Source organism: Paenibacillus sp. 01L418 (assembly GCF_056400045.1).
This window is the reverse complement of the sequence record NZ_JBFTSN010000135.1, coordinates 1-14,644: the sequence shown is the minus strand read 5'-3', so window position 1 is coordinate 14,644 and position 14,644 is coordinate 1. Positions and strand designations below refer to the sequence as shown.

Here is a 14,644-nt window from a genome sequence, read left to right as displayed (position 1 = left end):
GCGCTTGCCAACGATCCGAAGCTGCTGCTCGCCGATGAGCCAACAGGATCCCTTGATACGAACACATCGAATCAAGTACTCGATTTGTTCCGAGCTCTTAATCGATCGATCGGAATTACGATCGTAATTGTAACGCATGATCCGGAACTGGCTCGCAAGGTGGATCGGGTCGTCCAGATTCGGGATGGCAAAACGTCGGCAGAGATGATCCGCAAAGTCTCGTACGCTGATGAGCTGGCCATGTTGGATGCCGAAAGCGCTATGTTGGAGGCGGAGAGCCACACGGAATATGCGGTGCTGGATAAAGCGGGTCGCCTGCAAATTCCTTCCGGTTTCCTAGACACGGAAGGATTCAAAGAAATCAACAAGGTGCGGGTAGAAATGGAGGATGGCCGCATTGTCCTCTATCCGCGTTAGGAACGCACGAAAAGTTAACGTAGCAGCAATCTTAAAGATTATGACGTGATTGGGAAACCTCCTATACAAAAGCAAAAACCTCATTTCCCGCTATTAGGCGAGGATGAGGTTTTTTTGCTAGAAATGTCAGTCGATACTGCTATGCAAAAAAAATGTAAGCGGTTACGCGATAATGGAAAACATCTTACGATATTCGTTAGCACTTACACCGGTATACGCTTTGAACTTCTTATAGAACCAATCCATCTCCGAATATCCGATCTCATTCGCGATTTCGTACACCTTCATGTCCGTATTCTCAAGCAGCAGCTTTGCTTTCTCCATGCGCTGCTGCAGCAAATATTCATTGAAGGTCATATTTTCCTGATACTTGAATTTTTGACCTAAATACGAGCAATTGAAATGCAGACTGTTGGAAATTTGCTTCAAGGTAATATTTTGATGCAGCGATTCATCGACATATTCCTTGACCCTCTCGATGATATTAGGCTGAAGCTGGGCATCATTTTCCACAGGCGTCCATGATAGCGCTTTATTTTTATCGTTTACACAATCAAGCTCGCCTTTGACGGTCATAAGACATGAAGTCAACTCGACAGAAGAAACAGGATCTGGCAAATAATCATTTACTTGGTAATAGAGAGCCTTTCTGGCAAGCTGGAAGTCGTTGCTTCCGCCTATCAAGACGAGCGGTACGCGGCTCTTCCGGCGAATGTAATCACAAAGAAACAAGGCGTCATGGTGAGAGCCGTTCATGCCGACCAGGATGAGCGAAAAATAGTTTCGATCGAGAAATTCGATAGCGTCCGCAGAGCTGTTCGCATAAGCGTCCAATTCAAATCCAATTCCATTCCACTCTGGCATATGTTGCAACATCTCCATCGACGATGTGGAGTCATAGTCGACAAGCAGCACTTTATACACGATGGTTACCTCCCAATTGCATTTGCTTGAGCGTAAACGTCTACCGCCGTCTTTGGCTGTAAAAGCTAACGTTTCGCTGTGAAATATAAGCACAGTAAATCAACAGATGCTTTACATTCTTATACTTGTACTTAGGGGTTTCCCTGACGGGAGATAAGTCTACGCTTTAATTATGTAAATTGGGGGCAGTGGATACAACGTGCTTTTCTTTGCATTGCCCACAGGTTTTTACTTGTTGAAAAAAAACCGGCTTTTGGCGAAAGTAAATGATTTCCAATCTAGAATATGACAGGTAATAAACCTGATATTCAACAGGTTGTTGCTTGCCTTATGAAAGCGCTACACTTTCGATGTAGTTCAATATGTTAAGGGGGATTCGCAATGAAGATTCGTAAATTAATGGTTTTGTTATGCGCGCTCGTTCTCGTTCTTTCTGCATGCAGCAGCGGTTCGGGCAACAGCAAGAACAACGGAACAAACGGCGGCTCGAACAATGGCTCGGGCAATGCGGGCACGGAGACTACCGTTCCTGAGGGCGACGGAGAAGAAGAGTTATACAGCTCGCCCGAGATGGACTTCGACATGGGTGGAAGAACGATCAAAGTCGTTTCCTGGTGGGATATGGCGATTCAAGAAGACAATCCGGATAACATACAACGCAAGAAAAACCTCGATGAACTGATGAAGAAGCATAACTTCAAAATGGAATACGTAGCGGTCGACTTCGGCGAATATCAACAAAAAGTAACAGCATCCTTGCTTGCTGGAGAACCGCTTGGCGATATCGTCCGTTTGGGAAGAAACTATACGATTCCGACATTAGTCAAGCAAGATTTGCTATGGCCGGTCGACGAGTATACGAAAAACACGAAAGTGTTCAATCAAAAGGCTACAAGCGAATTCTTTACTTATGAGGGCAAAGGCTATGCGTTCACAGAAGACCAGGGCAACCTGATTCAAGGCATTTTCTACAATCGGACGCTCTTGAATCAGCTTGGCATCAAGGCGCTTCAAGATTATGTAAAAGAAGACAACTGGAATTGGGATACATTCGTTCAAGCAGCGAAAGAAGCCAATAAAGATACAAACAACGACGGCAAGCTGGATACTTGGGGGCTTGCAAATTCTCAAGTTGTCGAGCATGCAATGTATTCGAACGGCGCTCACCTGACGAAAGGCGACAAGCAAAACCTGGATGATCCAGCAACGCAGGAAACATTGAATTTCTTGTCGAAACTCGCAACCGAACAAGTGTACAGACCGACTGAGGGTGGAGATTGGACCGAGCCTGGGCAATTTTTCCGTCAAGGAAATACGCTCATGTATGCCGGTGCCATTTATGAACTGAATGGCTTCAAAACGGATATGCCGGATGCGGATATCGGCTTCGTACCGTTCCCTAAAGGACCAAGCGCAACGGAATATCATTCCGGCGAAGGCGCATACCAAGCACTAACAATTCCAAAGGCAGTGGAGCATCCAGAGCAGCTGCTTTACATTTGGGAAAAAATCAACGATATCGACTCCGAATATGACTATCCGGGTCAAGCGTCCCTTGAAAGCAATTTTGCGAACGAGGATGACATTAACAACGCTAAGCAAGTAGGATCTGGCATGATCGTATTCGACCATGGTACGTACGGCGATGCTTTGAAGTTCTGGGACTTTGTCGGAGAGATCAACAGCGGGGTATCGGTATCTACAGTTGTCGAGAAGTATAAACCGGTATTCCAAGCGGCGATTGATGCGGTGTATGGTTCTTAACATGTAATAACGTGTGAGAGACAGTCCCCATTTTAGAAATATTTCTAATGGGGACTGTTGTTGAATTTAACTTCTTACTGCAGGAGGGAGAAAAGTTGAACTTCAGAAAGAAGAACTACATCGCAATTATACTCGTTCTCACTATAGTGGCAACTTCTATATGGGCTTTCTACCCTTCAGATTCGAAGGATAGCAGACGCGTAATGGCCATGGGAGATTTCGACGCTGTTACGGCATCAGCAGGAGAAGACAGTTATGATGCGTATTTGACTAGCCACATAAATGCTGGGCGGCCGGAAGAAGTCATCCGAATAGAGGGCGAGAAGTTCTCGGGAACGACTGGAGAAGGGTTCGACATAGCGGACGATTTAGAAGGACTGTCCGGCAAGGCGGTTGTCACTCCGGATAACGGCTCCATTGTGTGGGATGTACTGGTAAAACAAGCGGGTCTGTACAACATAAGGATTCATTATTTGCCGATCGAGGGAAAAAGCTCTGCGATCGAAAGGCAGTTTGCCATTAACGAAAAAGTCCCTTTTAAGGGAGCGGATATATTATTATTCGATCGAGTTTGGGGAAATCGACAGGACGAAATCGAGCGTGACGATCGCGGCAATGAAATCAGGCCAAGGCAGGTAGAAAAACCGGCATGGCAAATCGGAATTTTCACGGATCGAAATGGATATTATGACGAGCCTTACTCCTTTTACTTTGAGAGCGGGCAGCAATCGTTTTCCTTGACGGCCTTAAGGGAACCGATGGCGATTGATTATATTGAGCTGTATCAGGAACCAGTTTTGTATTCGTATGAGGATATGAAGAAAGAGTATGAGACCAAAGGAATCAAGGCAGTATCGGATCAATACCTTGAAATACAAGCGGAGGACGCGGTCGCCAAATCATCTCCTACGTTATATCCGCTGGCGGACCGATCGAGTCCGACGGTCATCCCTTACAATGTGTCGAAGCTTCGAATCAATACGATCGGCGGAACGAACTGGAAGCTTCCTGGACAGTGGATCGAGTGGGAGTTTGAGGCCCCAGAAGACGGCTTATATCAGATCGCGTTAAAGCAAAAGCAGGATACACTGCGCGGCATATACGCCACTCGAAGCCTCACGATCGACGGAGAGACTCCTTTCCTGGAAATGAAGCGCTTACGCTTTAATTTCAACATGGATTGGGAGATGAACGTACTGGGCGATGAAGAAGAGCCGTATTTGTTCCATTTGTCCAAGGGAACGCATCGCATTCGAATGGAAGTTTCACTCGGCGATATCGCCCCGCTCATTCGAACGATTGAATCCAGCGTGCTGCAGCTTAATGAGATGTATCGGAAAATATTGATGATAACGTCAAATACGCCCGATCCGTTCCGTGATTACCAATTAGGGAAGCGGATACCGGACATGGTTAAGACATTCGAAGAGCAAGCCGTAATCATACAGAACGTAGCCGATTATTTAGAGAAATCGACAGGAGAGCGGAGCGACAAAGTAGCCGTTCTTCATACCATGGTTGGTCAATTAAAGGAAATGATCAAAAATCCGGAAACGGTTGGCAATCGCTTAACCGCATTTAAAACGAATGTCGGGGGATTAGGCACGTGGATTCTCACGGTTCGCGAGCAACCGATTAAGCTGGACTATCTCATTGTGTCCTCTCCAGACAAGAAGCTTCCGAGAGCGGGAGCGACTTTTTTTCAAGAGATGAAGCATGAGCTTGGTGCGTACTTTGCTTCTTACACCGAGGACTATGACAGCATCGGCAATACGGGAGGAGAGCAGGACCGTAAAATAACGGTGTGGATTACAACGGGGCGGGATCAAGCACAGGTGCTTAAGAGCTTAATCGACGATTCCTTCACGCCGGAGTCGAATATCGCGATAGATTTAAGGCTTGTACCGGGGAACATCTTGCTTCCGGCAACACTGGCAGACGAGGGACCTGACGTTGCCATGCAAATCGGTGAGGACATTCCCGTGAACTATGCGATGCGGGATGCTGCGACAGACTTGACCCAGTTTAGTGATTTCGATGATGTAGCCTCGCGTTTCCATGACAGTGGACTTACGCCTTACAAGTACGATCAAGGCGTTTATGCACTGCCTGAGCAGCAGTCGTTCCCGATGCTGTTCTATCGGAAGGATATTCTTGAGGAGCTAGGGCTTGCGCCGCCAAAGACATGGCAGGATATTTACAACATGATTTCCGTCCTCCAGAAGCACAACATGGAGTTCTGGCTGCCAATCGAGGCTACGAACGCAAGTCTCGTACCGAATGCGACCTTCTCTATGCTGCTTTATCAGAATGGCGGCGAATTCTATCGTGATGACGATAAGAAGAGTGCGCTTGATACGGATTTATCTATGGAAATGTTTAAGAAGTGGACGCAATTTTATACGAACTACAAATTCCCGGTATTGGCAGACTTCCCGAACCGATTCCGTACGGGCGAGATGCCAATCGGCATTGCGGACTATACAACATATAACATGCTGACGGTGCTCGCGCCTGAGATTAAAGGGCTGTGGGAGTTCACACTCGTTCCTGGTACGGAGCAAGATAACGGAACCGTTAATCATGCGGTAGCCAGTCATACGACTGGCGTTATGATGATGGAGAATGCCGATAATAAGGAAGCGTCCTGGGAATTTATGAAATGGTGGACCAGCAAGGATACGCAAATTGCTTACGGTAGAGAGATGGAAGGTTTAATGGGCGAAGCTGCACGTTATCCAACTGCTAACGTAGAAGCACTTGCAGAATTGCCTTGGCCAATCAAGGATTACAACAATCTGTCCAGTCAGTGGGAGTGGGTTGAAGGCATACCTCAAGTGCCGGGCGGTTATTTCACCGGCCGGCATCTGGACAACGCCTTCCGCAGAGTCGTCAACGCGAACGAGAATTCTAGGGAAGCGCTTAACGATTATGTGCTCTACATTAACGATGAAATCGAGATTAAGCGGAAAGAATTTAATTTACCGTAATTGTTTGGGGGTGGAGTTCATTGCAAGCCGAAACAACCAGTCAAGCCGTATCTAATCTTATCCATCCGAAGAAAAAATCGAAGATGTCCCATGTATGGACGGAACTGAAAAAAAATAAGCATTATTACCTTCTGATGAGCCCATACATGCTTATTTTCTTTACCTTTACGGTCATTCCGGTCGTATTCTCACTCATACTTAGCTTTTTTTACTTCAACATGCTCGAATTTCCGCGGTTTGTCGGATGGCAGAACTACTCTAGATTATTTCTGAATGACGACATCTTCATGATTGCATTGAAGAACACATTCATCTTCGCAATCATTACCGGTCCGGTCAGCTATATCGCCTGCTTTTTCTTTGCGTGGGTTATTAACGAGCTGTCGCCTAAGATACGGGCGGTTATGACTTTGATCTTCTATGCGCCGGCGATTTCTGGAAACGTGTTTTTTATCTGGCTGATTGTATTTTCGGGCGACCGCTATGGTTATTTGAACGGATTCCTGATTAAATTCGGATTTATTCTGGAGCCGATCCAATGGCTGACTAATGAAAAATACATTCTTATGATTGTCATGATCGTGCAGCTATGGCTCAGCTTAGGCACAAGCTTCCTTGCCTTTATAGCAGGACTGCAAACGATTGATCGGACGCTGATAGAAGCGGGTGTCGTGGACGGAATAAAAAACCGCTGGCAGGAGCTATGGTTCATTACGCTGCCTTCGATGAGGCCGCAGTTGCTGTTCGGCGCCGTTTTGCAAATTACGGGATCTCTCGCGGTGGCCGATATTACGATCGCGCTCGCGGGTTTCCCGAGCGTCAACTATGCGGCGCACACGATTGTAACCCACCTGATGGATTACGGCACGATTCGATTCGAGATGGGTTATGCCTCGGCGATTGCGACCGTTTTGTTCGGTATTATGATCGGGACTAACAAATTGACGCAAAAACTGCTCAGAAAGGTAGGTGAGTAACGTTGGTCGTTAAAATGATGACCGTATTTCGGACAACGAAGCGTCTGAACCGTTCGTTTACGGTTAGCTTCATCTTGTTCGCGTTTCTCGCCGTGTTCGGAGCTTTTATGGTGCTGCCTCTGCTTTATGCAGTGAACAACGCCTTCAAGCCGCTGGACGAATTATTTATATTCCCACCGCGATTCTTTGTGAATAATCCAACATTGGATAACTTCTATGACCTGATTGCCTTGATGGGCAATTCATGGGTACCGTTATCGCGTTACATTGCCAATACAGTGCTTATCACTCTCATCGGGACGGTAGGACATATTTTGCTGGCTTCCGCTGCGGCGTATCCGCTGGCTAAATATCAGTTCCTCGGTTCGAAGACGCTCTTCTCGATCGTCGTTCTGTCGCTGATGTTCTCGGGTCATGTCACAGCGATTCCAAACTATATGGTAATGTCTTGGCTCGGTTGGATCAATACACATGCATCAATTATCGTTCCATCGCTCGCTTTTCCATTAGGCCTATTTCTAATGAAGCAATTCATGGAGCAGCTTCCGACGGCTTTGCTGGAAGCCGCCAAGATTGATGGAGCGAGCGAGTACCGGATCTATTGGAGCATTGTGATGCCGAACGTGAAGCCAGCGTGGCTCACGCTTATGATTTTGCAGTTTCCTATGCTATGGGGAACAGACGGAGGCAGCTTCATCTACAGTGAGAACCTGAAGACGCTTCATTACGCACTGGGACAGATTACGCTAGGTGGAATCGCGCGCGCGGGCGTCGGAGCGGCCGTCGCGCTCATCTTGATGGTTGTTCCGATCACGCTCTTTGTTATCTCCCAGAGCAGCGTCATTCAGACGATGGCGACTTCCGGGATGAAAGAGTAGAAGGGAGACTTGCACGATGTTGAAGAGTAAAAACAAACGAAGAGCTTATCTCCTTGCGGCCATATGCTGCTTAATTGGCATAAGCACGGGAGGAACGCTTGCTTCTGCTGCGAGTGGCGATTCTTACAACTATTCCGTCTGGGGAGAGACTGTCGTATCTCCTTCCGCTTATGAAGCGACGACTCTAATGACCGGCACTTCGCTTGGTGTAGGTGCGTTTAAAGATCCAAGTGATCTGTACGTGACGGCGGACAATGAAATATATGTACTCGATTCCGGCAATAATCGGATTGTCGTTTTGGACATCAATTATCATCAGAAGACCATCATCGACACCTTCGATAACGCCGGAGTAACCGATACATTTCTGAATCCTCAAGGTATCTTCGTAACCGAGCAGAAGCATGTGCTGATCGCCGATACAGGAAACAAACGGGTCGTTCATTTGGATGAGAAAGGCCGTTTGGCGCAAATCGTAGAGAAGCCTGAATCCGATCTGCTGCCGGTCAACTTCAATTTTCAACCGGTGCGGGTCGTCATGGATAAAGCGCAGCGCATCTATGTCATGGCGATAGGTGTGTTCGACGGGCTGATGGAATTTAGCGCGGAGGGTGCGTTCACTTCTTACATCGGCGCGAACCGTGTCTGGGTAGATCCAGTGGAGCTGTTCTGGAAGCGGCTATCGACGAAGGCGCAGCGCAGCCAAATGGTGATGTTCACGCCAACGGAGTTTACCAATATGGACATTAATGACGAAGGCTTCATTTACGCGACCAGCGGTGATTCGGGTGACACCATTCGTAAGCTGAACGCCCAAGGCAATGATATTTTGCGAAGAACCGGTTTTTACAAACCGCAGGGTGATATAAACTTTACGAGCGATCTTGGACCTTCCAGACTTATAGACGTCGATATTACGGACAGTGAAATCTACTCGGTTCTTGATTCGAAGAGAGGTCGGATTTTCACTTATAACGGAGACGGGCAATTCATGTACGTGTTCGGAGGCATGGGCAATCGGATCGGCGAGTTCAACACGCCGGTTGCCATTGAACGGGTTGGGGACGATTTCCTCGTTCTGGACAAGGCGTTCGGTGAAATGACGTTGTTCCAGACGACGGAGTACGGCCGGACGTTGAATGAAGCCGTCAGAAGCTATTACCGGGGCGAGGAAGACAAGGCGCTTCAGCTCTATGAGCAGACTATTAATATGAACACGAATTTGGATTTCGCTTATTCCGGCATCGGCAAGGCGATTCTGAGGCAGGGCGACTACAACGATGCGATGCGTTACTTCAAGCAAAGCCTTGATCAACCCAACTATTCCAAGGCGTTTCTCCTTTACCGCAAGGAAGTGCTAAGAGCAAACTTCAGCACCGTTATGACGGTTGTCATCGGATTAGCCGCCGTTACCCTGACCGTAAGGATCTATCGGAAAAAGCAGGCTAGAAAGAGGGGCGTTTCGTTTGAATAAAGAGTACATTACATTTCCATTTTATGTTATCATGCATCCCTTTAACGGTTATTGGGAGCTGAAATACGAACAAAACAAGAAGCTGAACTTGATCTTGTCGTTCGGGATTCTGCTGATGCTTATCTTGACTAACGTACTAAGCAGTCAGTACAGCGGGTTTCTAGTTAACATCTACAATCCTGAATACATGAACAGCTTAATGGAGATCACTTATGTTCTCGTACCGGTCTTATTCTGGTGTGTAGCGAATTGGTCGCTTACGACTCTAATGGATGGTGAAGGTAAATTCGTGGATATCTTCACATCCACCTGCTTCGCACTACTGCCTTTGGTTATTGTCAACTTCCCGTGGATTTGGCTAAGCAATGTCATTTCCATGCAAGAGACAACGTTTTATTATTTTTGCAACAGCTTTGCCGTTCTATGGTCGGTATATCTTCTGTTCGTTGGAAATATGACCGTTCATCAATTCACACCAAGCAAAACAATCGTAACGATTATGCTCTCGCTGATTGCCATTGGGTTCATGGCGTTTCTCTGCTTATTGTTTTTTAGCTTGATTCAACAAATTATTACCTTCATCACGATCTTATATCAAGAAATCACCTTGAGGAATTAGGAAAGGAGGAACGTTAGATGCGTATGGCCAGAAATGCCATCTTGTCCGCGTTTCTCGCAACCGGACTGCTGGTCGCCGGCTGTTCCAGCTCGGGTACCGCAAACCAAGCGGAAGACGCGCAGCAGCTAGAGGCGGCATTCGTGCAAGGAAAGGCGCTTAACGCTTCGTTCACGGATGCGCGTCTCGCCGATATGAAGGGAATCGCCGAGAATGAGCGGCTTAGGCTGTTCATCAACGAGGAGACGGGCGCTATTGCCGTGCTTAACAAAAGCGGAGGCGAAGTATGGCATAGCAATCCCCTCGAAGCGGAGGCTGATCCTGTCGCAACCGGGGTGAATAAGGGTTTGCTGTCCTCGCAATTGAAAATAGATTACTATAACAGCTTCGGACAGGTCAATTCGATTAATACGTTCCTGGACAGCGCCTTGTACGAACAGGTTAAATATGAAACGATTGATAGCGGAGTCAAAGTAACCTATAAATTCGGTAAAGCCGAGAGATCTGCCATGGATCTGCCTCTCATGTTAAGTATGACTCGTTTTGATGAGTTGTCGGGCAAGCTGGATAAGGCAGGTCAACGTGCTTTGCGTATTGGTTATACAAAAAATGAGGATAAAGCGGTCTATGCTCGGAATGACCAAGCGCTGAACGGTCTTCAGCTTGATCGCGCGTTCAAAGCATTCGAGGATGCCGGCTATACGCAAGAGGATCTGGAGAAGGATATGGCTGAACTGAATTTTTCGCAAGATTCGCCTGCACCGAGAATTTTCCTCGCTTCCATCGAGTATAAGCTCGATGCGGACTGCCTTGTTGTTAGGGTGCCATCAAAGGAAATTCAGTCTCCTAGCGAGTATCCGGTCAGCAACGTCTCAATGCTAAGCTTCTTTGGCGCAGCGGGGAGTAAGGAGAAAGGCTCGATCTTCGTTCCGGACGGCTCCGGCGCTCTCATCTCGTTCAATAACGGCAAGACGAAGTACCCTGCGTACCAGCAGGCGGTATACGGTAATGACCAGGCAATGGAGAGGGTCGAGAACGCTGTTAACGAACAAACCGTTAGGCTGCCGGTTTTCGGCATGATCAGGGACGGCAACGCATTTCTTGGCATTATCGAAGAAGGCGCGCCTGTTGCGACGATCAATGCGGATATCAGCGGCAAATTGAACAGTTACAATTATGTTTATCCGACCTTCAACGTTACGAACAAAGGGGAGCTTACGCTCCAGGCGAACGGATCGGAGCGAACATTGCCGAAATTCCAGGAACAACCGATGAAAAGTGATTTTACGGTGCGTTATGCCTTCCTTACGGGCGAGTCAGCATCGTATCAGGGCATGGCCGAGTATTATCGTCAATATTTGGAGCGCCAGGACGGATTACCGGCTCCGAAGAAGGGGAGCGGGGATAGTGAGCTTCCGTTCTACGTTCAGGTCGTGGGAAGCATTGCGAAACAGAAGCATTTCGTCGGCGTCCCGTACATGACGCTCGAGCCGCTTACCACTTTCAAGCAGACGCAGGAAATGATTAGCGAAATGAAGAAGCTCGGCATCGCCAATATTAAGATTCGATATGCCGGTTGGTTCAACGGCGGACTCGATCATAAAGTACCCGATGACCTGTCGGTAGACAATGCGATTGGCGGTGCAAAAGGCTTGCGCAGCTTGGCGATGTTCGCGAAGGAGCAGGGCGTAGACCTCTATCCGGACGTAGCCATTCTAACCGCGCATACGGGGAAGGGATTCGACGAGAAGGAGGAAGCGTCGCGTTCTCTGCGTGGCGTGCCTTCGTCATTCTATCCTCTTGACCTTGCGCTAGGGCGACGAGACCGCTCGAAGTCCCCATCCTATGTCGTATCGCCGAGGCGTGTCGGTACTTACGTGGATGCTATTCTAAAGGACATGGAAGGTTTCGATACGGACGGGATTTCGCTTCGTGATATGGGCGACAAGTTGAATAGCGATTTCCGCAAAAACAAACAAATCGACCGTACAGAGTCGGAAGATATTTCTACTCAGGCGTTGAACAAAATTCGTGAAGCAAACTTGAATATTTTGGCCGAGGGCGGCAATGCTTACGCACTGCCTTACTTATCAGATATTACAAACGCACCTTTAACGAATAGCCGCTATAAGCTTGAGGATCAAGAAATTCCATTTTTCCAAATGGTGATTCGCGGAAGTATCGATTACACGGGATCGCCATTTAATTTGACCAGCTACACGAACGTAAGGCAATACATTCTGAAATGTCTCGAGTATGGCTCCGGCGTATACTTCGAATGGATCCACGCGCCGAATTATAAGGTTAAGGATACGGAATTCAGCAATCTATATGCCGTCAATTACGAGCAGTGGCTGGAGCAGGCTGCATCCATATATGCTGAAGTGAACGGCGTATTGGGTAAAGTTCACAATGAGCGTATCGTAGCGCACGAGAAGCTAGCCGAAGGCCTGTTCAAAACCGTCTATGAAAGCGGGACGTACGTCATCGTTAACTACAATGCGACGAATGCAACAGTAAACGGGATGACGATAGAGGCCGAGGGCTATGTGACGGGTGGTGAGCAATCTTGAAAACGATAACGAAGCTGGTATTCAGATCAAGAACGTACAACGAGCAGAAGGCTTTGTGGGGCTTTCTCTACGTGCTGCCCTGGCTGCTTGGATTTCTATTTTTCTTTTTTATTCCTTTATTGACTTCACTGCAATACAGCTTAAGCTCGATTAAGGCCAATGCGAACGGAATGACTATGAAGTATATCGGATTCGCGAACTATATTGAAGCGCTCACGGTCAATACGAGCTTTAATCGAATATTGACGGAATCGGTCGTTAATATGGTCGTAAACGTTCCGCTTATCGTTATTTTCAGCTTGTTTCTGGCTGTGCTGCTGAATCAAAAGTTCGTCGGGAGAGCACTGGCAAGATCGATCTTTTTCCTTCCAGTTATACTTGCTTCCGGCGTCATTGCGACTTTGGAGGCATCAAGTCTGGTGCAAGCGATCAATGAACAAAATGCGAACGGGGGCGTATTTTCGAGCGGTACGATAGAGTTGGCGAACATCATGTTGCGATCCGGAGTCAATGAAGATATTGTTTTGTACCTGATGGATGCTGTCCAAAGGATTTATCAAATCGTCAGTCAATCCGGCGTGCAAATTCTTATTTTCCTAGCTGGGATTCAGACCATCTCGCCGCAGCTGTATGAGGCCTCCAAAATCGAAGGGGCAACGGGGTATGAGGCATTCTGGAAAATCACGTTTCCGATGGTCAGTCCGCTCATACTCGTAAACGTCATTTATACGATTATCGACTCTTTCTCCAGGAACAACATGACGACGCTAATCAAAGAAACCGGCTTTACCACCTTTAATTTCGGGCTTAGCTCGGCGATGGCGTGGATCTACTTCCTGGTCATCATGATCATTCTATTAGTTAGTGCATACTTCATATCCAAGCGGGTCTTCTACCAGGAATAGAAGGAGAGTGAAAACGTTGATATTGGCCCGATTGTTATCGTTGGAAAGCTGGAAGCGAGGGCTGTGGACGATCGTTCGGCTCGTGCTGATTATCGGATTGTCGTTCGTTATCTTGTATCCCATTATTCAAAAAATTTCGACGGCGATCAAAGACAAGGCGGACCTGTATTCGCCGATCGTCGTGTTTATTCCAGAGCACTTTACGCTCGACAATTTCAAGCAAGCGATCTCCATTATGGATTATTGGGAAACGCTGGCAAATACATTTGTGCTATCTAGCATGACGACGATCATGACCGCCGCATCCTGCGCGTTCGCAGGTTATGCGTTCGCCAGGTTGAAGTTCAAAGGAAGCAATCTGCTGTTCGCTGGCGTTATATTAACCATCTTGGTTCCGCCTACGACCATCCTAATTCCGATCTATATGAACTTGAAGGACTTTACGCTTCTAGGCGTGATCCCGCTGCTAACCGGCGGAAAGTCCTTGAATTTGCTTAATTCTTACTGGCCGTTTATTCTAACTTCCCTTACGGCGAATTCGTTGAAGGCGGGGCTGTACATCTTCATCTTCCGTCAGTTTTTCCGTGGTATTCCGAAGGAGGTGGAAGAAGCGGCATACATCGACGGGGCGGGCGTTGGCTCGACGTTCCTTCGCATCATGCTGCCAAATGCGATTCCGTCGATTGTTACCGTATTGCTCTTCTCCTTTGTGTGGCAGTGGAATGATAGTTTCTTCACGACAACCTATCTGACGTCGAGCAAAGTGATGTCCACGCAGTTGTCGTCCCTTCCTTACAACTTGCAAATTTTGCTAGAAGGCGGCGCAACGACCAACAAAGACCCGTTCTTCATGAGCATGGTGCAGGATACCGGTATTTTGCTTGCGATTCTGCCGCTCGTTATTCTTTATTTGTTCGTTCAAAGATACTTCGTCGAAAGTATCGAGCGTACTGGAATCGTCGGTTAAGAAAAGTACTGACGCATGTATAGCGCCTTGGGGGGGGCCAGCTACTTCGGTCAGCTGCCCGCAGGGCGCTTATTGCTGCTTAGAGGTTTGGTGTGCAAAACAAGATTACGTTTGAAAGGCGGGCAAACGAATTGAGTCAAAAAAGAAACAAGCTAATAT

10 protein-coding genes and 1 pseudogene are annotated in these 14,644 nt (G+C 47.5%); 10 read left to right on the top strand and 1 reads right to left on the bottom strand.

Annotated elements, in window-relative coordinates:
• A pseudogene (locus AC1DSE_RS17160) lies at positions 1 to 417 on the top strand (ABC transporter ATP-binding protein); the annotation flags it as partial.
• A 162-nt stretch (positions 418 to 579) separates the two neighbouring features.
• Here AC1DSE_RS17160 and AC1DSE_RS17155 read toward each other — a convergent pair.
• The gene (locus AC1DSE_RS17155; protein ID WP_477508880.1) at positions 580 to 1,341 is read right to left on the bottom strand and encodes a response regulator transcription factor; all 762 of its coding nucleotides are present in this window, start codon (positions 1,339 to 1,341) and stop codon (positions 580 to 582) included.
• Between the two features lie 381 nt (positions 1,342 to 1,722).
• On the opposite strand from AC1DSE_RS17155, the gene AC1DSE_RS17150 reads away from it, so the two are divergent.
• The 9 genes from AC1DSE_RS17150 (at position 1,723) to AC1DSE_RS17110 (ending at position 14,485) form a co-directional block, all read left to right on the top strand.
• Positions 1,723 to 3,105: an ABC transporter substrate-binding protein gene (locus AC1DSE_RS17150; protein WP_477508879.1), complete on the top strand. Its 1,383-nt coding sequence runs from the start codon at positions 1,723 to 1,725 to the stop codon at positions 3,103 to 3,105.
• Between the two features lie 95 nt (positions 3,106 to 3,200).
• On the top strand, positions 3,201 to 6,095 hold the full coding sequence (locus tag AC1DSE_RS17145) for an extracellular solute-binding protein (protein ID WP_477508878.1): 2,895 nt from the start codon (positions 3,201 to 3,203) through the stop codon (positions 6,093 to 6,095).
• A gap of 83 nt (positions 6,096 to 6,178) precedes the next feature.
• Positions 6,179 to 7,072: a carbohydrate ABC transporter permease gene (locus AC1DSE_RS17140; RefSeq protein ID WP_477509117.1), complete on the top strand. Its 894-nt coding sequence runs from the start codon at positions 6,179 to 6,181 to the stop codon at positions 7,070 to 7,072.
• 14 nt (positions 7,073 to 7,086) lie between these two features.
• Complete coding sequence (locus tag AC1DSE_RS17135; RefSeq protein ID WP_441880614.1) at positions 7,087 to 7,950, top strand: carbohydrate ABC transporter permease; 864 nt, start codon at positions 7,087 to 7,089, stop codon at positions 7,948 to 7,950.
• Positions 7,951 to 7,966: 16 nt separating this feature from the next.
• Entirely contained in the window at positions 7,967 to 9,424 is a 1,458-nt protein-coding gene (locus AC1DSE_RS17130) for a hypothetical protein (RefSeq protein ID WP_477508877.1), read from the top strand.
• A complete protein-coding gene (locus tag AC1DSE_RS17125) occupies positions 9,417 to 10,043 on the top strand; it encodes a Yip1 family protein (RefSeq protein WP_339204235.1) in 627 nt (208 codons plus the stop codon). The genes AC1DSE_RS17130 and AC1DSE_RS17125 overlap by 8 nt, the downstream gene beginning before the upstream one ends.
• Positions 10,044 to 10,060: 17 nt before the next feature.
• Positions 10,061 to 12,613 (top strand): DUF5696 domain-containing protein, encoded by a 2,553-nt coding sequence (locus AC1DSE_RS17120; protein WP_477508876.1) that lies wholly within the window; start codon positions 10,061 to 10,063, stop codon positions 12,611 to 12,613.
• Entirely contained in the window at positions 12,610 to 13,518 is a 909-nt protein-coding gene (locus AC1DSE_RS17115; RefSeq protein ID WP_339204233.1) for a carbohydrate ABC transporter permease, read from the top strand. Before AC1DSE_RS17120 ends, AC1DSE_RS17115 begins: the two co-directional genes overlap by 4 nt.
• 16 nt (positions 13,519 to 13,534) lie before the next feature.
• Positions 13,535 to 14,485: a carbohydrate ABC transporter permease gene (locus tag AC1DSE_RS17110; protein WP_339209718.1), complete on the top strand. Its 951-nt coding sequence runs from the start codon at positions 13,535 to 13,537 to the stop codon at positions 14,483 to 14,485.
• Positions 14,486 to 14,644: the final 159 nt, after the last annotated feature.